Origin of the sequence: Paenibacillus sp. JZ16, from assembly GCF_015326965.1 — a bacterium.
Classification (GTDB): domain Bacteria; phylum Bacillota; class Bacilli; order Paenibacillales; family Paenibacillaceae; genus Paenibacillus_AQ.
Genome location: NZ_CP017659.1, coordinates 5,001,448 through 5,021,085, shown reverse-complemented (window position 1 = coordinate 5,021,085; position 19,638 = coordinate 5,001,448). Strand labels below are relative to the sequence as shown.

General features: G+C 51.6%; 20 protein-coding genes. 6 read left to right on the top strand and 14 right to left on the bottom strand.

Annotation, left to right across the window (positions count from 1 at the left end; all coding sequences use genetic code 11):
- Positions 1-9 precede the first annotated feature (9 nt).
- The 7 genes from BJP58_RS22605 to BJP58_RS22575 form a co-directional block, all read right to left on the bottom strand.
- Positions 10-1,092 (bottom strand): dihydrodipicolinate synthase family protein, encoded by a 1,083-nt coding sequence (locus BJP58_RS22605; protein WP_194540659.1) that lies wholly within the window; start codon positions 1,090-1,092, stop codon positions 10-12.
- Entirely contained in the window at positions 1,092-2,108 is a 1,017-nt protein-coding gene (locus BJP58_RS22600; RefSeq protein WP_194540658.1) for an NAD-dependent epimerase/dehydratase family protein, read from the bottom strand. Before BJP58_RS22600 ends, BJP58_RS22605 begins: the two co-directional genes overlap by 1 nt.
- A gap of 187 nt (positions 2,109-2,295) precedes the next feature.
- Entirely contained in the window at positions 2,296-2,433 is a 138-nt protein-coding gene (locus tag BJP58_RS22595) for a hypothetical protein (RefSeq protein ID WP_194545157.1), read from the bottom strand.
- 127 nt (positions 2,434-2,560) lie between these two features.
- On the bottom strand, positions 2,561-3,655 hold the full coding sequence (locus BJP58_RS22590) for a DUF4349 domain-containing protein (protein WP_194540657.1): 1,095 nt from the start codon (positions 3,653-3,655) through the stop codon (positions 2,561-2,563).
- A 170-nt stretch (positions 3,656-3,825) separates the two neighbouring features.
- Positions 3,826-5,157 (bottom strand): hypothetical protein, encoded by a 1,332-nt coding sequence (locus BJP58_RS22585; protein ID WP_194540656.1) that lies wholly within the window; start codon positions 5,155-5,157, stop codon positions 3,826-3,828.
- Positions 5,158-5,325: 168 nt separating this feature from the next.
- Positions 5,326-5,928, bottom strand: coding sequence for a DUF421 domain-containing protein (locus BJP58_RS22580; RefSeq protein WP_194540655.1), 603 nt, complete (start codon positions 5,926-5,928; stop codon positions 5,326-5,328).
- Between the two features lie 309 nt (positions 5,929-6,237).
- Positions 6,238-6,690, bottom strand: a complete 453-nt coding sequence (locus BJP58_RS22575) for an SRPBCC family protein (RefSeq protein WP_194540654.1) — start codon at positions 6,688-6,690, stop codon at positions 6,238-6,240.
- Between the two features lie 225 nt (positions 6,691-6,915).
- Here BJP58_RS22575 and BJP58_RS22570 point away from each other — a divergent pair, with 225 nt between their 5' ends.
- Both BJP58_RS22570 and BJP58_RS22565 read left to right on the top strand, forming a co-directional pair.
- Positions 6,916-7,722, top strand: a complete 807-nt coding sequence (locus tag BJP58_RS22570; protein WP_233354733.1) for a helix-turn-helix domain-containing protein — start codon at positions 6,916-6,918, stop codon at positions 7,720-7,722.
- Between the two features lie 19 nt (positions 7,723-7,741).
- Positions 7,742-8,200 (top strand): SAM-dependent methyltransferase, encoded by a 459-nt coding sequence (locus BJP58_RS22565; protein WP_194540653.1) that lies wholly within the window; start codon positions 7,742-7,744, stop codon positions 8,198-8,200.
- A gap of 107 nt (positions 8,201-8,307) precedes the next feature.
- Here BJP58_RS22565 and BJP58_RS22560 read toward each other — a convergent pair whose 3' ends face one another.
- Positions 8,308-9,924 (bottom strand): Na/Pi cotransporter family protein, encoded by a 1,617-nt coding sequence (locus BJP58_RS22560; protein ID WP_194540652.1) that lies wholly within the window; start codon positions 9,922-9,924, stop codon positions 8,308-8,310.
- Positions 9,925-10,030: 106 nt separating this feature from the next.
- The gene (locus tag BJP58_RS22555; RefSeq protein WP_194540651.1) at positions 10,031-11,644 is read right to left on the bottom strand and encodes an ATP-binding protein; all 1,614 of its coding nucleotides are present in this window, start codon (positions 11,642-11,644) and stop codon (positions 10,031-10,033) included.
- A gap of 240 nt (positions 11,645-11,884) precedes the next feature.
- Between BJP58_RS22555 and BJP58_RS22550 the strand changes: the two genes are divergently transcribed.
- On the top strand, positions 11,885-12,496 hold the full coding sequence (locus BJP58_RS22550) for a hypothetical protein (protein WP_194540650.1): 612 nt from the start codon (positions 11,885-11,887) through the stop codon (positions 12,494-12,496).
- Between the two features lie 166 nt (positions 12,497-12,662).
- Here the strand turns inward: BJP58_RS22550 and BJP58_RS22545 are convergent, their stop codons facing one another.
- The 3 genes from BJP58_RS22545 to BJP58_RS22535 all read right to left on the bottom strand — a co-directional run bounded on the left by BJP58_RS22545 (position 12,663) and on the right by BJP58_RS22535 (position 16,423).
- Positions 12,663-14,123 carry an aspartate ammonia-lyase gene (locus BJP58_RS22545; protein WP_233354732.1) on the bottom strand — a complete coding sequence of 487 codons (1,461 nt, stop codon included), beginning with the start codon at positions 14,121-14,123 and terminating at the stop codon, positions 12,663-12,665.
- A gap of 219 nt (positions 14,124-14,342) precedes the next feature.
- Entirely contained in the window at positions 14,343-15,707 is a 1,365-nt protein-coding gene (locus BJP58_RS22540) for a sensor histidine kinase (protein WP_194540649.1), read from the bottom strand.
- Positions 15,704-16,423 (bottom strand): response regulator transcription factor, encoded by a 720-nt coding sequence (locus tag BJP58_RS22535; RefSeq protein ID WP_194540648.1) that lies wholly within the window; start codon positions 16,421-16,423, stop codon positions 15,704-15,706. Before BJP58_RS22535 ends, BJP58_RS22540 begins: the two co-directional genes overlap by 4 nt.
- A gap of 158 nt (positions 16,424-16,581) precedes the next feature.
- Here BJP58_RS22535 and BJP58_RS33730 point away from each other — a divergent pair, with 158 nt between their 5' ends.
- The 3 genes from BJP58_RS33730 to BJP58_RS33725 are packed head-to-tail and all read left to right on the top strand — an operon-like array spanning position 16,582 to position 17,280.
- Entirely contained in the window at positions 16,582-16,791 is a 210-nt protein-coding gene (locus BJP58_RS33730; protein ID WP_233354731.1) for a hypothetical protein, read from the top strand.
- A 10-nt stretch (positions 16,792-16,801) separates the two neighbouring features.
- Positions 16,802-16,933, top strand: coding sequence for a hypothetical protein (locus tag BJP58_RS33965; protein ID WP_267907833.1), 132 nt, complete (start codon positions 16,802-16,804; stop codon positions 16,931-16,933).
- Positions 16,930-17,280: a hypothetical protein gene (locus BJP58_RS33725; RefSeq protein ID WP_233354730.1), complete on the top strand. Its 351-nt coding sequence runs from the start codon at positions 16,930-16,932 to the stop codon at positions 17,278-17,280. The genes BJP58_RS33965 and BJP58_RS33725 overlap by 4 nt, the downstream gene beginning before the upstream one ends.
- Before the next feature lie 104 nt (positions 17,281-17,384).
- Here the strand turns inward: BJP58_RS33725 and BJP58_RS22525 are convergent, their stop codons facing one another.
- The gene (locus BJP58_RS22525; protein ID WP_194540647.1) at positions 17,385-18,302 is read right to left on the bottom strand and encodes a polysaccharide deacetylase family protein; all 918 of its coding nucleotides are present in this window, start codon (positions 18,300-18,302) and stop codon (positions 17,385-17,387) included.
- The gene (locus BJP58_RS22520; protein ID WP_194540646.1) at positions 18,274-19,596 is read right to left on the bottom strand and encodes an MFS transporter; all 1,323 of its coding nucleotides are present in this window, start codon (positions 19,594-19,596) and stop codon (positions 18,274-18,276) included. Before BJP58_RS22520 ends, BJP58_RS22525 begins: the two co-directional genes overlap by 29 nt.
- Positions 19,597-19,638: the final 42 nt, after the last annotated feature.

Below are 19,638 nucleotides of genomic sequence, written 5' to 3'. Positions count from 1 at the left end.
CTCATTGTATCAGTCCGCCAGCCAACTTTCCAAGTGCTCTTGTATAAAATCGTCATCGTTCAAATGCGGATAATCCCGGTAGACTCTGTCAATCTCTTCGGATTGTCCGGGAGACAGCGTTTCATGCGGATTCAGGCACCATGTGCCTTGCAGCAGCCCCTGCCTGCGGAGCACCTCATGGATGCCCGGAATACAGCCTGCAAACTGATGTGCGGGATCAAAAAAGGCCGCATTGGAGTCGGTAATCTCCACATTGCGTATGAGCCACTCCTTCGCGAATTGCTTCTCTGTGCGTGCCTCCTTGATTTCTTCCAGCAGCTCTACCGCTTTCTTGGTCCAGACCGCCCAATGACCGAGCAGACCGCCGACGATAGGCTTGGTGACCAGCGTCCCGTCCACTTGGAATTGATACGTCGTCAGCAAATCGTTGACGATGTTATCATCATTCCCCGTATAGAGCGCAATGTCATCTCTGCGGCTCGAATAACAGACGGCACGGACGACGTCAATCGTCTGATAGCGGTTGAAGGGAGCCATCTTGATTGCCACGATATTCGGAATTTCGGCGAAGGCGCGCCAAAAGTCGAAGGAGAAGATGTTGCCGCCAACCGACGGCTGAAGGTAGAACCCGATCACCGGCATCCTCTGCGCAATCTTCTCCGTGCGCCTTAGAATGTCTTCTTCACTCCAGCCGCTTAAACCGCCCATGCTGAGGAGGACGGCGTCATAGCCGAGCTTGCGGGCGATCTCCGTTTCCTCTACAGCCTGCTCCGTGGGGCCGCAGACGCCGGCCACCATAATGAACGGCCGATCGAGCCCCGCTTTTCGAACCTCTTCTGCCGCAAGTCGCAGCACGGGTTCATACAAGTCGATGCCCTTGTCACGGATCTCGAATTGGGTCGAATGAACGCCGACGGCAACACCGCCCGCACCGGATGCCGCATAATAGCGCGTTAATGCCCGCTGGCGTCGTTCGTCCAGCTTTCGGTTCTCATCCAAAGCAAGCGGGTGAGCCGGTATGACAAGCCCTTCATGCAGAGCTTTAAGCTTCTCGGGGGCTAAACGTTGAGTTGCAGGAACCTGTCCGCTCATTAGAATTTCCCCTTTCTCTCTTGGAAGTGAGTCGGCTTATTCCAGCTCTCGCCGCCCGATTGCACCCATGCTGCGGTCCAGTCCAGCATCTGCAGCAGAGACACCTTCGGATAACCGAACAGCTGGTGGGACTTCGCAGCATTGTTCAGGAGTGCGGTCTCGGATTCCGTACCCGTAAAGGTCACTTCCTTGCCCATCCGTGCCGCCATTTCCTGTGCCGCCCAGCGGATCGACATCGTCTCCGGTCCGGTAATGTTGATGATCTCCGGAGGAGAGCTGCAGTGCAGGAGCGAACGGAGCGCCATCTCATTGGCATCTCCTTGCCATATGATATTCGCATGCCCCATCGCCAGGTGAATCGGCCGGTCCTCGTGAATCGATCTGGCCAGCTCATGCAGAACGCCGTACCGCATGTCGATGGCATAATTCAGGCGGTAAATCGCCATCGGCGTACCATTCTGGTGGGAAAAATATTCAAAGACGCGCTCTCTGCCGAGACAAGACTGCGCATACTCTCCAACCGGCTCCGGCGCAACGGATTCGTTGACTCCGCCACTGCCCACCGGTGAGAACGGGTACACATTTCCTGATGAAAATACGACCATTCTGGATTGCTTGAATTTCTCGGCCACCCGGCCCGGCAAGTACGAGTTCATCGCCCAAGTAAAATATTCACGCCCGGTCGTGCCGAATTTATTGCCCGCCATGTAGATCACGTTCGGAGCCTCGGGCAGCTGCTGCAGTTCCCCATCGTTCAGCAGGTCGCACGACATCGTCTGAACGCCCGCCTCCTCCAGCTCACGTCTAGCCTCCTGGTTCGAGAACCGCGATACGCCGATGATCCGTTTGCCTCCACCGCCTTCCCGAACGGCGTTGGCCGCCAGCCTTGCAAGGCTGGGACCCATTTTCCCGCCGACGCCCAACACAAGAATATCCCCCTCCAAAGATGCCAGATCGGCAACAAGCTGTGCTGAAGGCTCCGCCAGCTTCGCTTCTAATTCCGCAACGGTTAACATGAACAATCTCCTCCTCCGATTGATGATTCTTCTTCATCATACGGCCCCAATTGATATAAAGACAAATCTTTAAATCGTCTTTAAATAGGTAGATAGATCGTGTTTAGAGGAAGTTTTACCTGCGAAATAAAGATGCTAAGCCTCGGATGTTTATATTTTCTCATCTCCTAAAAAAAGCTCCCTGGTTTCAGGGAGCAAACGAAACGTTCAGCACGATGTGTCGAAGCACGAGGAAGGCAATGATAAAGGAGGCTGCCAGCCCCAGCATCGTGAAGATGACGATTTTCTCAACGCGAGTAAATTTGACCTTCGTTTTATTCATCACGATCACCTCGCCCTCCATTATAATACATATCTGATATCCTATTCCAGAATGGTGAATCTGAAGATTTGCCTTTGCCTTCCTCGGGATTTTATGATTGTTTTTTGATGTATTTGGTCTGCTCCTGCCGTTATTCGTCTTTCAATCGTTTATCCTCGTCCTTGTGGCCTTCCGGATATCCTTGCTCCGATGTCACGCCGTTATTGAGCAGCTTTCGTATTCGGGCTGCCTCTTCCCGTTTCCGCTGCCCCGATCTTCGTGCCAGCCATAGGATGAGCAGAACGAAGGCCGCGATGACCAATAAGGGAAGTGAGCCGGAAAGGATGACGATAATCCATTGGATGATGATGGTGATCACATCGATGCTGCCCTGAAAAGCTTGGGAAACCCGCTGTCCGAGCGGCGCTTGAATGGCGGACGTTTTGGGATCATCCTTTTTTTCGGGCGACTCGTAAAGCCTGATTTCTACCGTGGAGTAAGACACGTTTTGATCAATGTAACGCATCCGGCCTTTCATCTGCTCGATTTCGGATTGAATGCGCTCCAGCTCGTTGGCAAAAGCGACAAGGTCGGTCGTTTTTGTTGCTTTTTTCATGAAGGCGACGTACTGCTCCTCCATGATTTGCTTGGCCTTAAGCCTGGATTCCAAATCGATGTATTCCTCGGTCACGTCCTGCCCTTCGATGCTTCGCTGCAGGCTTTCATGCGCAATGTTCTCCAAACGGTCTATAAAGGAGGAGAAACCGTTCGCAGGAACTTTCACAATAAACGTGCCGCCTTTTTCGCTGCTGGACTGGGTTTCGCTGAAATTAACAATATAACCGCCGGAAAGCGTCACTGTGTTCCGGACTTCCGACTGCGCTTTTCCATAGTCCTGAATCTCCATCACGATATTCGCTTTGTACATCAGCTTTTGGTTGAGGCCGCGTGACAAATCCTGCGAGTTAAACCCTGCGCCGGAAGTCTGGGCAGGCGATGGCATATTCGGAAGCTCAGCATCCGCCGATGCCGGCTCCTCGGCGCTGTTCTTGCTCTTATCCGCCGTTGCGCTTTCGGCTTCCGCCGCACCTCCGTCTGTTTTGTTTGAGGCATGATCCGTCGATGTTACTTGCTTTTCGACGGGCGCGGCACTTCCGGCGCTTTTGTCTTGAGAACCCGAAGAGCAGCCGCTGACCAGCAATACGATAAGCATCAAAGCAGCAATCCATGAACCCCGCTTTCCCATACTTCAGCCCCCTGTAGATAAATATTTCCCATTTTATCTACTAACGGTTCCATCATCTGGAAGGTTGCAGGCGCGCTAAAAAAACTCTCCTAGCGGGACCATTCCGGAAAAGCGCCTCCTCCGTCGCATAACGGAAGAGGCGCCAGTGTTCCCAAAGTTATTTCACAACGCTACTCCAAAAACGTGAATCTGAATATCTGCCTTGGCCTTCCCCTTGGCACCTTCTCGATTCCGGCTATCTCAACCAAGTCGTTGTCGGTCCACAGTTGGAGCAGCCGATGTGCACTGCGGACGGTAATGTCCAGCAGGTGAGCGAGCTCATGGACCTTGTATTCATATTTACCCGAACGGGCACGCTGGTTCAGCAGCTTGCTCAAGTAGGCGCTCGTCATCCCTGCGTCCTCTGCCCGCTTGATCAGCCCTGCATCCGTAAAGGACAGCACCTCCTGCACAGGGTCGGACATCTCCAGCGGTCCGATCAGCGTGCCGTCCTCACGCACGATAAAGCAGGCGTTACCGCCCACCTCCTTGGATTTCCGCATCGCGATTCGCGCATTGGTTCCCGCCATGCTGGCCGACTGGCCAAAACCCATGCCGATGCTGAGCGAAATGCCATAGGTTTTGTTCACGTCTTTAGCCAAGGGGATCGTTTTATAGCCGCCGGTTTCCCGTTCAAAGATGCCGCGTGTCGTGAAGAACAAATACTCGTCCCCGCCCAGATGGGTCAGATATCCGTCCAGCGATTCCACATAATCGAGCACCATCCGGTGAATGTCCAGCTTCAGCTTCTGCACCTCATGCTCATTATTCCGTCTTAACGCCTGGGTTCCAAAATCATCTATATTAATCATCCCAACAACGATTTGGCCTTCCCTGCTACGACGGGATGCCGTAGACAGCAAAGCCCGCTCCAGCGATACCACGATATCCTGATCGGAAGGCAGCAGCCACTCATTAGGGACCCCGAGCCTCGTCAGCTCATGGGCCACCGCTTCCACGCCCGTGAACGCAACGGAGCACGCGCCGGATTCATATTGTAAACGGTGAAAAGCAACCAGGTTCTCCTTCGGGGCATAAGCCGGTCCATCGTAAATGGCGGCCTGTACGGCCGGGATACCCAGATCCCTTATCGTCCGGACCACCATCGTCTCGGTTAAAGTATCCACCGATATGCCGCCAGCCAGTCTTCCCCGCTGCCCGGCATGGAACAACGCTTTATATAAACCCGCGTCCGTGACGGGGACATAATGCACAGGGATCGAGACCTGTCCGAGCTCCTTCACCTTGCGCTGGGTCAGCGGATCCGAGAGGAACAACACCTCAACCTCGCCTCCGATCCGCTCAGCCAGGGCCGGCGCTTCGCCATCATCCTGAAAAACAAGCGGTACGGGGTCAAAGGAAGGAAAGGTTTCAATGACCTTCATAATTTTATCAACGATCGTCTGGCTTCCGATAATACCGATACGAATTTGCTGGACAGGGAGTTGCCTCCGCTCCGTCATGTTTCATTCACTCCCATCTTTCCCATTGCCGGGAAGCCGCTTATCGGCAAGCCGGGATGGATACCTAAATCATACCCGCTATCGGAAATTTGGCAAGTGAAAGAACCAAAAGCGAAGCAACTCCCACTTTTGGTTCTCAACCGATTCGTCATTCCACTCCAGTTCTAATTACTGCCATTTCTCCGGCACTTTCGACTGATGGCCGTTCTTGATTTCAGAGAAGAGACTAGCAGCGGAGCTGGTCTCCGATTGAGGTGTGGCAGGGACAGGGACAATCTGGCTAATGAGCGCCATAAGCTGGTTAATATCCTCTTTTGTAGCCGGTTGCTTATGGCTCTTCAAGGTGTATCCCAGATTTCCGCTGACCTCCAGCGTAGCCCACTCCACGTCCGATATATTGGCGATTCCCGCCTGTCTTAGCCTCATCTCCAGCTTATCCACCGTGAGTCTCAGCTTGTCGAGACTGGCCTCATGAAGTTTGCCGTGTTCAATGACCACCACCGATTTGCCGGAGATTAACGTCTCCAGCCCGTCAGCCTTATACTCGATGTACTCCATAATAACCATAGAGAGAATGAGGACGGCAGCAACCCCGATCGTAACCCAATAGCCCTGACCGCTTAGAGGCTGTACGAGCAATGAACCAATCCCGATCATAATGACAACCTGCGTAATGGTCATCTGTGAGATGGATTTTCTGCCGCCGATCCGAAATAGGATGGTTCCGGCAACAATAATTCCCACCGCCTTCAAAATCATGATCCAGCTCACCCTTGGACCTCCCTTCCTTTTTAGGTATAGAGTTTCCTTATTGGTACAATCTATCCATCTGCTACACACCGTAAATAGGCTTCTGACTGATCAGACTCCAAACCTCCTATAAAATACACACGGTGAAGAAACTAAACGGCTTATACGCCTGCTGCCTGCCTCTATAAACCCCCGCAAAAAAGAGCCATTACGGCTCTTTAATCGACTTTCTTTCCTGGGCATATAACGATTCCATGCATCATGCGTAACGGTACAGTCCAGCCGGATGCTTGGATGCTGTCGGCCATATGCCGATTATTCACCCTCTGGCTACCAGCCTAATTCCAGCGTCTTCCCCGTCTCCGCATAGGTCTTCAGAATGCTCATGGTCATCCACCAGCCTTCCGCTGCCTTGGCACGGGACGGGTGATTTGGCGTATATTGATCATTGACGAGCGTCAGCTTGGTACAATTCCCTACCGGCTCGAGAGTGAATGTAATCCGAGACTCCAGCTCCTCATGATTGGCATAATACGACGGCCCCGGATGCTCGGACAGACTCAGTGTCTTCTGCGGCTCATAAGCCAGAACCTTCCCATAGACATGAACCGTCTCCTCCCCGTCATTCCCCGGACCCACATAAGCATAAGGCTCCCCGACTTCAAATGAAGATCTCAGTTCGCTCCCGAAAAAGGTGGCCCGCGTACCCTCCGGCGAAATTAAGACATCCCATACCTTCTCCGGCGAAGCACCGATATAAAACTCATATTGCAACGGCTCCATGCAGCTTCCTCCTACCCTCTATAAAATGCGCAGGAAGACCGACTTGTCCTCCTGTGATATGATGATGTTATCAAGCAGTTGCGATCCAAGTATTGTAAAAATGCGACAGGCTGCAACCTATGGAATCACTTCAAATCACTTCAAATCACAAGCACAAGTCCCGTATGGGGCCAGTGATCTATGGTCTATCGATCCAGGCCTGCTACGGATTAATTGGAGGTGTTTATGTCCATGATTCAGCATCCTCATCAGTCCAGCCTTGGCATTTTGAACATGAAAAGAGCCGGAGAGAAGTTCCAGCTCCTGCGAATTCCCCCATCCAGCGACCTTTCCTATTTCATCAAGCATTACTGGATCATTCATTGGGATTTAACCGGTCAGGAGCCTCATCTGCAGGATGTTGTTCCTAATCCTTGCGCAAACTTGGTCGTCCAGCTTCATCGAACCGCTTTTTACGGCGTATCCAGCACCAGGCATTCCCACCATCTGGAGGGGAGGGGCCAAGTATTCGGAATCAAGTTCAGACCCGGCGGATTCTATCCGTTCGTGAACACATCCATGGACCGTCTGACGGATTCCTCCATAGGGACCATGGAGATTCTCCGAGTCGACTCCCATACGCTGGAACAGCAGCTATTGACCGCAGAAGAACCGGAGCAAAAAGTCAGGTACATGGAGGAGCTTATCCGCCGTGTTCTCCCCGAAGAAGACGAACATATCGAACGGATTCATACCATCATCGATCACATTCATCACAACCGGGACATCATCCGAGTCGAGCAGGTTAGCGAATGGTTCCAGATGAGCCCGAGATCACTTCAGCGCCTGTTCAAGCAGTACGTCGGGGTAAGCCCTAAATGGGTGATCCGCCTATACCGGCTGCAAAATGCCGCCGAGATGCTTGAAGGCCTTGATCAACAGGATGCACTGCAATTGGCCATGGACATGGGCTATTACGACCAGTCGCATTTTATCCGGGATTTTAAAGCGGTGATCGGTAAAACGCCGGAAGTTTATATGAAGGAACGATAACCTAAAAGGAGGTTAACGCATGTATACGATACAGGCAATCGGAATGGTCCATAACGAAAGAAAGGCGATTCAGGATGATTACTGGGGGGATGTCATCTCGGAGATCAAGCTGGGCGAAGCGTGGGATGAAAGCTCCCTGGATGGGATTGAAACGTTCAGCCACCTCGAAATCATCTATGTATTCCATCTCGTCCAGGACGACAGCATCCAGTACGCGGCGAGACATCCGCGAAATAATCCGAGCTTTCCCAAGGTCGGTATCTTCGCCCAGCGGGGCAAGAACCGACCCAACAGACTAGGAGCCACCATGGTGGAGTTGGTAAGCAGAGAGGGCAGGTCCGTTTTCGTAAAAGGGCTGGATGCCATAGACGGGACTCCCGTCGTTGATATCAAACCTGTCATGGAGGAGTTTTTGCCGAAGACGCAGACCAAGCAGCCCGAATGGGCTACGGACATTATGTCCCGTTACTGGGAATAAGGATGAAGTACTTCATCCTATAACAAACAGCGCTGGCATGCCCTGTCCTTGAGTTCTAAGGACTGGCTTGGCCAGCGCTGTTTCTATGGAATCCATATCGATTAAGCCTACTCCTCGTGCATGACGAATTGAGCGATGTTCTTACTGTGGTCTCCGACACGTTCCAAGTTGCTCAGAATATCCAGATAGACCGCTCCAGAGTTCCCTGTGCACAGATTCTGGTTCAACCGCTGGATATGACTCTTGCGGAACCTAACTTCCATCTCGTCTAATTGCCGCTCATAGTCCAGCACCTCTTGAGCCGCGGCCACGTCATTATGCTCTAACGCAGTCAGCGCCCGTTCCACCGCCTTGTCGGCTAAGGACAGCATTTCCTTCAGCTCGCGCCCGGCTTCCTCTGAGAACTCAACCTTTTTATTAATGCTGAATTCGGAGAGCTCCACGATATTTTCCGCATGATCGCCGATCCGCTCAATATCGTTCACCAGTTGGAACCAACCGGAGGCTTTTTCGGACTCCCCTTCCGGCAATCCGTTCTGCTGCTGGATTTTCACCATATAATCCGTAATTTTCCGATTCAATTCGTTGATAAGCTCTTCCTTCTGCAGGGCGAGTTCCCCCACCCGGGGTTCCCTGCTGAAAAAGAAAGCAGACGCATCATTGAGCGTCTCTCGGGCATATTGCCCCATGCGCAGAATTTCATGCTGGGCTTGTCCAAAAGCGACAGCCGGTGTGGCCAGTAAACGTTCATCCAAATAAATCGCCTTAAATTCAATTTCCTGCATTTTGCCGGGAATGATCTTGGTTACGATCCAGGCCAGAGTCGGAATTAGAGGCAGGAAGATCAGGGCATTGGTCGTATTGAAGATGCCGTGAGCGTACGCGATTTGCATCCGAATATTAACGCCTTCACCCAGCCACGCCACCAGAGAATGCACGGGAATCAGCAGAATCATAAAGATAATGGCACCGATGACGTTAAAGATGACGTGCACCAAGGCTGTTCGCTTTGCGGCGACTGTTGCGCCAATCGAAGCAAGCACTGCCGTAATGGTGGTCCCGATGTTATCGCCAAACAGGATCGGTAGCGATCCTTGGAGGCTGATCATGCCTTCGTCTGCAATCGTCTGCAATATACCGATAGTCGCGCTTGAGCTTTGCACAATCACCGTGAACAAAGTACCAACAATAAGAGCCATGATCGGTTGGTCCTTTAGCTGGATCATAAAATCCGTGAAGGCAGGAAGCTGACTAAGCGGCTTCACCCCACTGCCCATAGTCGACAACCCTAGGAACAGGGTACCAAAGCCAAAAATCACTTGGCCAATATATTGAAATCTTTTCTTGTTAAAGAAAAATAAAAAGAACGCTCCTACCGCAATAATGGGCAGTGCATATTCTTCAATTTTGATCCCCACGATAAATGCAGTCATGGTTGTGCCAATGTTGGCGCCCATAATAACGCCTATGGCTTGTCGAAGTGTCATCAGTCCCGCATTGACCAGTCCGATCGCCATCACGGTCGTTCCTGATGAGGATTGAATCAGAATCGTGACACCGACACCGACCAGCACGCCCAGCACCGGGTTGGACGTGTATTTCTCCAGCAACCCGCGCATTTTGTCTCCTGCTGACTTCTGCAGTCCGTCCGACATGTACTTGATGCCGAACAGAAAAATGCCCAAGCCGCCTACAAACTTAAATAGGATATCCTGCCAATCCAAGAAAAAAATCCTCCTTTAGATGTCAACCTCGTAGTGTGGATATAAAAACCCTCTAATAATTTAGCATAATATCACAACAAGTTACACCTATCTAAGTATCGACATATTACGAGATCGGCAGACTTATTTCGACCGATGTCCCTCGCTCTTCCTCGCTCCGGATGACAATCCTGCCATTATGGCTCTCCATGATCCGATGGACGATCATAATGCCAAGGCCATTGCCGTCCGGCTTGGTCGTATGAAATGGCTCCCCAATCCGCTGGAGCACATCGTCCGTCATGCCGGAGCCGTTATCCGTAAAGATCACGCGTTGATATCCTTCCTGCACATCCAGATGAATGTGAATGTTCCCGCCATGCGGCAAGGCTTCCATCGCATTCTTCAGAATATTAAGAAAAACTTGCTTAATCTGGTTCCGGTCGCATAGAATCGTAGCATTCTGCCCGATGTTTCGGGTCATTTCAATCCCGCTAAGCTCCGCCTGGATCGCAAACAAGTGGAGCACCTCATCCAGAATTTGACCGCAGTCCTCAAGCTTAAAGACCGCAGCCTGGGGCTTGCCCAAAATCATAAATTCCCCTACCATCAGATTGGCCCGTTCCAGCTCGGACATGATCAGATCATAGTGCCGAAGACAGGCCTCCTTATTCGCCAACTGGAGCATTCCCTTCACCGTGGTGAGCGGGTTACGCACTTCATGGGCGATGCTTACGGCAACCTGACCGGCAAACACCAGCTTTTCCGTATTCCGCAGTACTTCCTCCGTACGCTTCAACTCCGTAATATCACGAAGAAAACCTACCACCCGCATGAGCTGTCCCCCACGGTCGTAAGCAGGCTGAACATCCAGTATATAATGATTCATGTTTCCGGATATCTCAAGCGAAAGCTCTTCTCCGATGCAGATTTGCTGCCGGTGTATCACCTGCTCATAATACTCGCCAATCGGCTTAATACCAAACACCGAGCGACCCACATATTGGGTTCGTCTCCGATCACTGCCGCCTTTGTACAGCAGGCTTAAGCTGGTTTCGTTCATCTCCAGAATCTGACCCTTTGCATCGGTAATGATCACGCCATAATGATTCGTTCCGAGAAGCACCTGATTCAAGGTTTGCAGCTGCGTGTTCTGTTTGCGGGTAACCATCTCCCGTTCCAGGGAATCGGCCATCGTGCACAACAAAGCATGCAAATGTGGGTGAACAAACTCCCTGTTCGTCATTAGAGAAATGGTTCCTAGGATTTCCTTCCCATCCACGCTGTGAAAGGGAGCCGAATAACATGCCATACGGTGCAGAATGTGATGAAAATGATCCTCTCCTATCAACGTAAACGGACGTTCGTACCGGAGACACAGATCAATAGAGCTTGGACCATCTTCTTGGGAATAGCCGTTGCCCTCGGTGATACCCAAATACCGGGCTGTTTCTATGATGGTCGGGTCCCCTTCCATATCAAGAATGAATCCCTCGTTATCCGTAATCGTAATCACGACAGGGTTTCCTGATCCTGAAGAAAGAAACTTATTCACGAAAACCTGTATCACTTCGATGTATTCTTTATATTTTGCACGCCTTGCGGCCAATACTTCGTCATTCAATCGATTCGTATGTGTTGGAATCAGCTCCGGGTTCATCCCCTTGTCTATACACTGCTGCTTCGTTTGCCGAATGATCTCCTGATCGGTTATTTCACCACATCGATTATCCAAAACCACATGCCCCTTTTTATCATACTGCCACTTTAACGTAACCTAACGTTTATTCTATCACTTTTATCGGCAAATGGAGCCTGCCAGTAAAACTTAATCGAATGTGAACATGGCAGCTTTCATCTTAACATTTATCAAGGTATACGGGATAAGCAGATATTTGGAAACATATTCTTATGTTCTCCTCCTGTTTATGTAACTATTTACAGCAAATATCCGTTTAGGATGTAAAGGAGATGAGAATCCATGTTCAAACCCAATATGGCTTACTTGTTCCTCATGGCTGTCCTATTTCTTGTAACAGCCTGTTCGAGCAATCAAGCTGAAGCGCCGGCTCCATCATCCAAACCTCCGACAACTGCAGTGGCGGACTACAACAGTACGGCGGAAAACGTATTTTCATTATATGAAGGAGAAGACATGAGTACCGAGGATAAAGTCACGAACATGCTTGCTCAATTGGAAGGCATGGACTGGACAGAATACAACCGCCTGAGCAGTGGCAAAACATTGGAGACTCTTGAGCTGCTGTATACCCACCGGTCCCTTATCAAACCCGAACATTACAGGAGCCTGTTCATGGCAACCACCAATCTCGACGGTGCCTCTGCCGAGCAATACGCCGCCATTGCAGGAGAATTGTTTGCCAGAGACACGAAGGGCGTGGTTCGAGCACTCGCTGATTTGAGTGACAACGATATGAGGCAAAGCGTCATTTCCAATATTGCTTACCATCTTGGTTATCAGAATGTTACACAGGTGGAGGAAGAGCTCGAGCAATGGCAAACGAACAAGGAGCTGGATGATCCCGAGAAGAACGTCATCGCCTCTCTTATAGCTGCACTCAACAATCCATAACACCAATCACACCCTTGCTCTGCTGGTCATATGTTGCAAATAGACTCACACGGTTTCATAAGCCTTTATCTACGACATCCGTCAGAGATAATCGACAGCACCAAAAAAGAGCCGACCAAGATGACATCTTGGTCGGCTCTTCGTATCGATAAAACAAGGGTACACCTTATTGGTTCAGCAGGAACTCTTCTCCGGCAATACCTGGAGATGTCATATGATAAGGGTCCAGAATGACCTGGATCTGTTCCTCTGTCAAAAGACCCTGCTCCAGAATAATCTCCCTGATGCTTTGACCTGTCTTCTGCGCTTCCTTCACGAGTCTGGAGGCTACGTCATAACCCAGATGCGGGTTCAATGCCGTAATAATGCCGTAGCTGTTATCCACGAAGTACTTGCAGCGTTCCTTATTCGCCGTAAGATCGACCATCAGATTCTTGTAGAACACATCCATGCCGTTCTTCAGGATTTTGAGGGAATGCATTAAGTTGTTCGCTGCGACAGGAACCATGACGTTAAGTTCGAATTGCCCGGCTTCGCATGCCAAACTGATCGTATGGTCATTGCCGATAACTTGGAACGACACCTGGTTCATGACCTCGGCCATCACCGGATTGACCTTGCCCGGCATAATCGACGAACCCGGTTGTCTTGCCGGTACGTTCAATTCGTTCAAGCCCGCTCTCGGACCGGAAGCCATCAAGCGGATATCGTTGCACATTTTCGAGAAATTCACGGCACACACTTTGAGCGCAGCCGACAATTCCATATACGCATCGGTGTTCTGGGTGGCATCGACCAAATCTTCGGCTTGCTTCAAGGAGAAGCCTGTCTGCTCAATTAAATGCTGGACGACACTGTGCATATAGTCCGGTGTTGCATTAAGCCCCGTACCTACCGCGGTCGCCCCCATATTAACGACTAGCAAGCCTTGCGCGGCCCGCTCGATCCGGTTGATGTCACGTGTCAGAACATTGGCATAAGCCCCGAACTCTTGTCCGAGTCGAATCGGTACCGCATCCTGCAGATGCGTGCGCCCCATCTTGATGACATCATCAAATTCCTTGGCCTTCTCCTGAATGCCGGCAACCAAGGTCCGGAACACCTCAAGCAGATCCTGCGTCAGACGGTAAGACGCGATGCGGATCGCCGTCGGGATGGCATCGTTCGTGGACTGCGACATATTAACATGATTATTAGGATTGCAGTAGAAATACTCGGCCTTCTGTTTCCCCAAAATCTCCAGCGCCCGGTTCGCCAATACCTCATTCATATTCATATTGATCGAAGTACCTGCTCCGCCCTGGATGGAATCGACAATAAATTCGGAACGGAGATTACCCGCGATGATCTCGTCTGCCGCCTCTATAATGGCACTGCCTATCATTTTCGGCAGCAGGCCAAGCTCCATGTTCGCCAGGGCAGCGGCTTTCTTAACTTCGCCCAGTGCAGATATCAATTCTGCATGGATGGGTACCCCGCTGATCGGAAAATTCTCTACCGCCCTAACCGTATTAATTCCGTAATAGGCTTCCACAGGAAGCTGTTTTTCCCCCAGAAAATCTTTTTCAATTCGATACTGCATATCCATGGACAACATCACCATCGCCTTTTGATTATTTTGTATCATGCTTGTCACCTGTTATCATCCAGCTTGCCCGGATATATACAGAATTCTGCCTTCCCACTTGAAATCCTCTATAGCTTACGCGTTTTGTTAGAGAATATTGAATGATATGTGCGAACGCGCAAAAAAAGAGGCCTTATCTAAGTATAATTACCCAGAAAAGACCCCTCTTACCCTATCTTTATGATTCTGTCTGTAGACCTAGATGGGGACACACCTGAACTAGAAGACGGTGGTCTTCCTATGCGGAGGGAAACCAACCGATATGACGGCCCCTCCCTCCGTTCGATTCCCTGCCGTGATCAGACCTCCGCAGCGCTCCACGATGGCGCGAGCAATGGCCAGACCCAGACCGGACTCCCCATTCTTGCCCTTCACAAACCGGTGGAACAAATACGGAAGCAGTTCCTCGGATATGCCCTCGCCATCATCAGAAACGGTGAGGAATACCCGGCTATTTTGGATACCGGCTTGAATGTATATATGCTTGCTCGCGTGCCTTGCTCCATTCGAAACGATATTCAGCAGCGCTTGCAGCAGCTTATCCCGGTCAGCATACACCATTAACGATTCGTTATCGCCATAGGAAGGATGTACGAACAGTCCTTTTTTCACCAAGACCGGATTGACTCTTTCGATCGTTTCCTCCACGAGCTCCTTCAAATTGACCGCCGTTGCCTTAAAGATGTCGTCCTCGCTGTCCAGCTTCGCGAGCAGCGTCATCTCGGTCACGATATTGGTCATGCGGCTGCTCTCACTCATAATGATATCCAGCCCTTTGCGGATCTCCTCCCCTTCGAATACCCCGTCCCGAATTCCCTCCGCATACCCGGAGATGGACATGAGCGGCGACTTCAGCTCGTGGGATGCGTTCTGGAAGAATTGCTTCTGCACATGATTGTACCGCTCCAGCTCACCCGCCATTTCGTACACGGACTCTGCAACTACGCCGATCTCTCCGCTTGCCGATACCCGCTGAACTTCGGAGAACTGGCGCTCTTTCACCTTCTTCAATTCCTCCCGCAGCAGCATGAGCGGCTTAATCAATCTCTTGGTGATGAACAAGCTTAAGATAACCATGATTACGCCTCCCACAGCAAATACGAGCATCAAACGCCCCATCAGCGCCTGCTCAATGGCCTTAATCTTGCTGATCGGAGTGATCAGTGTCATCGTCCCTTGAGGAACCGCCGTCACCTCGGTGAGGAATTGACCTCTCCCCGCTGCGGATGAGTACGGAGCCACATAGTCCGGACGAATCGCCTGACTTACCATGAATTGAGCGGAGGGAGTTACCGGAATCGAGCTGACCACATTCCCTTCGTTATCCTGGATGATTACGCCTACTTCCGCTACCTGTGCCGAGGTCAAGCCGCTAACCGCCAAAGGAGCACTCTCAATAGGAATGCTCTTGGCAGCGGCAGTTTCGAGTTTTGCCGTCAGCTCAGCCCCTATGGTCTGCATGTCCTTTCTCTGCGTCCCGATAAAATGGTCCATCAGCACATAATGAATCACAACCGCCGTCACGGAGAGCACGAGTATTAGCGACAAGGCAAACGCAAGATTGATCTGATGCACCAGCTTCATATCGATGATTCCTCCCCATCCACTCTCATTCGGTATCCATGCCCCCAGATAGCCTCGATCGGCAGCTGCTCCACCTTCTTGCGAAGCCGTTTAATGAGATGATCGACCGCACGGTCGCTTCCAAAATAGTCGTCGCCCCATACGGAGGTTAGCAGCTCATCCCTTGTAAACGCACGGTTCGGATGCTCGGCAAACACTTTCAGCATCTCGAATTCTTTGTTGGTCATATCCACTTCTTCCCCATCCCAGAATACACGCCGTTCCTCCAGCATTAACTGAAGGCGTCCGTTGCTAAGCTCCGGAGAAGCCGGCGCAAGCCGCGGAACACGCTCCTCATGATGGAATTTGTACCATCGGTTCAGCTGTCGTTTGATTCGGGCAACCAACTCGCGCGGGCTGAACGGCTTGACCATGTAGTCATCGCTTCCCAGCTCAAGCCCCAGTATTTTATCCACTTCGCTATCCTTGGCAGAGATCATGATGATCGGGACCTCGGCCTCTGCACGGATCCGTCGGCACAATTCGAAGCCGTCCATGCCGGGCAGCATAATATCCAGCACCCACATATCCGGCGGATTCGTTCTCCACATCTCCCAGCCCTCCTCTGCCGTGCCAAGGCCAACCGTCTTGTAGCCCTCCTTGCGCAAATAAGCTTCCACCAAATTACGTATATGCTGATCATCGTCAACCACGGCGATGAGATAATTTTGGTTCATATATAGACCTCCGGGCTTCATCTCCTTTCAGTATACCAAGCTGTAGGAAGATGAAGGGGATTGCCATTATTTTTCCACAAATACACCAATGTTCTGCCAATGCTGACTCGTACACTGGGTACTGTAAGACAAACCAACCCCACAAGGAGTGTTAAACGATGAAACACAAACTGTTTGGCAAGCTCGCCCTGTCCGCCGCCCTGCTCGGAACGGCAGCCGTCCCCGTACATGCATCAGGAGCTGACACAAGTGATGTACCAAAACAACCAGGCAAAAGCGCACCTATACAAGCCGCCACTACCATCTCCATTCTGCCGAACCCGCTGGAATTGGCAGAGAAATATGCACCGGAAACGGTACAGGATTAGAAAGAAACGCTTGAGAAGTACGGCAAGCTTGCCGGAGCCGAGGGAACCTTCTTCTTCTCGGAGGCTGCAGCTGTCGACGCAGACAACGGTGATGCACAGCCGGTTACGGGTGATGGCGAATTCGGAATTGCAATTGCCGTGAAGGCTACTCCGGCTGTAGATATCAACGGGTCCCCGGGCAGCGGGGATATCAAGGAATTCAAAGCGATCCAGATCAAGGAGTTTACTCCACTAGAAGGTACGGCAATAGAAGTAGCCGAAGCTGTTAAAACCGATGCCGGCATAGTGAAACACGACGTGATCCATAGCGAGGCAGCTGGTTTGGAGGCAGTGAAAATCAGCGATGAAGATCTGGCTTTCATCCATGCCAGAATCGACCTCTTCAAAGCCGTAGGTTCCAAGAACTCGGATGCCATTAAAGAGGCATTGGCGAAGCTGCTGGACCAATACAAGGAACAGATCGCTATGCTGGAAGCTGAAGCGAAGTAAACTTATACGTCAGCAGCATCTAGCATCGGTCGGAGAAAGCCAACCGTACTTAACAGACAAACAAGCCCTGCCGGTGCCGCGGCAGGGCTTGTTTTGGCATAGACTTACGTTTTTTTGGCCATTGCCTTCATCAGCTTCATGGCCGAGCGCACGCGCGGCTTCTTTAAATGCTCCTCTACATAACGGTAATCCGTCAGAATCACCTTGGCATCCCGCAGTCCGTAAGCAAAATCGTCATCGAACAGCAGCCGGTACTCCCATACCCGCTTCTCCCAATGCGGGATATTCGCCAGCATCCATTCATCTTCCGCTCCGGGATGGACGTAGGTTTCACTGACCCCTTCAGGGAGTCTGTACAGCTTATCAATCAGCGATTGCTTGAAGCTCTCGTAAGTCTCTCCCTCAACAACAGGAAACGGATGAGAGAGCAGATAATCCGGGATCGGCACGCCAAACGTGTCAGCAAGGCCTGAAGCGAGCGCGACCGGACGCTCGATATTCGGCAGCGAGCTGAGCAGTGGATCCTCCGGGTAGATATAGCGGAATAGTCGCGCGGGGAGGCGCCAACGCGAAGTCTTCCACAGCATCTGCGGAATGAGGCTTCGCCCCGTTTCCATCCCGTACAGGCTGCCCATGTGATTATCCACATGGCTGATGCGGATCCCGGCCTGGCTCGCCAACCTATACTGCGCCTCCAGCTCTTTTAACACGGCACCCGTCTCTGCCCCGCGTTCAAACTCCTGAACGGTCCGGTATTGATGGCCGCTGGCATCATGAAGGGAGGAATGCCCTGTTAAGCTGCTCCATCGCAGAGCCTCGAATTCGCTCGTCATGGTGAGGTGCAGCCCCACATTCGGTTGGCGTCGGCGTGCCGCCCAGGAGGCCGCCTCTTCAAAGCCGGGAGCCACGGTCATAATGGTTGCCGAAGAGACTTTGTTCTCCTCCAGCAGATGCCGGATCGCCTCATTCATGGCCTTGCTCTGCCCGAAATCGTCACAGTTGATGATCAGTCTTCGCTCCATGGTCGTGCCCGCCTCCTATGGTTTTTGAGAATTCGATTTTGGTTGCAAACGATAACAGGAAGGAAATCGCCAGCAAGCACAATGGAACGACACTAATCAAATACCTGAAGGTCGATTCCGGATCGCTCCCCGGGTTGTCACCGCTTTCATACCCGAATATCATGCCTACCACAAAAAATGCCAGGGCAGAGATCAATCCGCTGGAACGCGTAATAAATCCGCTGACAGCCGTATAGATCCCCTCTCTGCGCAGCCCCGTCCGCTCCGCATCTTCGTCGATGATGTTGCCGCTCACCATGGCCGGCGTTACCAGAAATCCCGCAAGACCGAATCCCACGCCGATGCCTGCCAGAATCCCGCTGATCAGATCATAGCCAAACCACAGAGGGATGACGGATAACCCATATACTCCTAGCGACAAACGCCATGCCTTCACGCCGTCCATCCGGCGGATCATCCAGTACCAGACGGATACCAGCGGAATGACCGATACAAACACAGCTGCCAGCAGAATAGATACTTGATTATCCGGGATGTTGAGCACATATTTTGCGTAAAAAGGGATCGTCGAGCTTATTAGTCCATTTACCGTCTGGGCGAATGAATTGGAGATGTTAAACACCCAGAACTTCTTGTTGCGCAAGGTTTCGCGGAATGCTTGGACAAGCTTGAGCGGCTCGCTGGCGCTGTAGGCCTCCTGCTCCCGGACGCTCATCATGCAGAGGAACATGAACACGCCGAACAGCAGCGCGTACAGAATCGCCATACTCGAAAATCCCATGGCGTCATAAATAATCGGGGTCAGCGCGGTACCGATCAATAACGCCACAACCTGGTAGCCCTGCTGAATGGCCGAGGCTTTCGCCCGGATGCGGTCTCCGCGGAACAGCTCAGGAAACAGCGCTCCATAATTGACCCATAATACGGTCGCTACCGCTTCATACAGGATAAGGGCAACTAAGAACCACAAGAACAGTCCGTTCTCAGACAATCCTTCCGGCGGCGAGAACACCAGCACGAAGGTCAGCATAAACAGCGGAATGGCGCCGAATACCCACGGCCTGCGCCGCCCCAGCCGGGTCTTCGTACGGTCGGACCAATACCCCATCAGCGGGTTATTAACCGCATCCCAGATCAGGAATACGGTTCGTGCCAGGGATGCCAGCCCTATGCCAAGACCCAATGTATCCACGTAGAAAAAGATGTAAAAGGAGCTGAACGCCTGGCTCGGAACCATCATGGCAAACATGCCAAGCGAATATGAATACGGCGAATTCACCCAACTGCGCTTCATCCGTTTCCCTCCATCCGTCATGGACGATTTTGTTGTACAGTA

Excerpts from the sequence above, each read along its gene's own strand:
- BJP58_RS22590 (WP_194540657.1), bottom strand. The coding sequence starts at position 3,655 with ATGGGAAAGCGGGGTTCATGGATTGCTGCTTTGATGCTTATCGTATTG.
- BJP58_RS22550 (WP_194540650.1), top strand. The coding sequence starts at position 11,885 with ATGTTCAAACCCAATATGGCTTACTTGTTCCTCATGGCTGTCCTATTT.
- BJP58_RS22540 (WP_194540649.1), bottom strand. The coding sequence starts at position 15,707 with ATGAAGCTGGTGCATCAGATCAATCTTGCGTTTGCCTTGTCGCTAATA.
- BJP58_RS22520 (WP_194540646.1), bottom strand. The coding sequence starts at position 19,596 with ATGAAGCGCAGTTGGGTGAATTCGCCGTATTCATATTCGCTTGGCATG.
- BJP58_RS22570 (WP_233354733.1), top strand. The coding sequence starts at position 6,916 with ATGTCCATGATTCAGCATCCTCATCAGTCCAGCCTTGGCATTTTGAAC.
- BJP58_RS22565 (WP_194540653.1), top strand. The coding sequence starts at position 7,742 with ATGTATACGATACAGGCAATCGGAATGGTCCATAACGAAAGAAAGGCG.
- BJP58_RS22585 (WP_194540656.1), bottom strand. The coding sequence starts at position 5,157 with ATGACGGAGCGGAGGCAACTCCCTGTCCAGCAAATTCGTATCGGTATT.
- BJP58_RS22535 (WP_194540648.1), bottom strand. The coding sequence starts at position 16,423 with ATGAACCAAAATTATCTCATCGCCGTGGTTGACGATGATCAGCATATA.
- BJP58_RS22545 (WP_233354732.1), bottom strand. The coding sequence starts at position 14,123 with ATGATACAAAATAATCAAAAGGCGATGGTGATGTTGTCCATGGATATG.
- BJP58_RS33730 (WP_233354731.1), top strand. The coding sequence starts at position 16,582 with ATGAAACACAAACTGTTTGGCAAGCTCGCCCTGTCCGCCGCCCTGCTC.
- BJP58_RS22525 (WP_194540647.1), bottom strand. The coding sequence starts at position 18,302 with ATGGAGCGAAGACTGATCATCAACTGTGACGATTTCGGGCAGAGCAAG.
- BJP58_RS22600 (WP_194540658.1), bottom strand. The coding sequence starts at position 2,108 with ATGTTAACCGTTGCGGAATTAGAAGCGAAGCTGGCGGAGCCTTCAGCA.
- BJP58_RS22605 (WP_194540659.1), bottom strand. The coding sequence starts at position 1,092 with ATGAGCGGACAGGTTCCTGCAACTCAACGTTTAGCCCCCGAGAAGCTT.
- BJP58_RS22575 (WP_194540654.1), bottom strand. The coding sequence starts at position 6,690 with ATGGAGCCGTTGCAATATGAGTTTTATATCGGTGCTTCGCCGGAGAAG.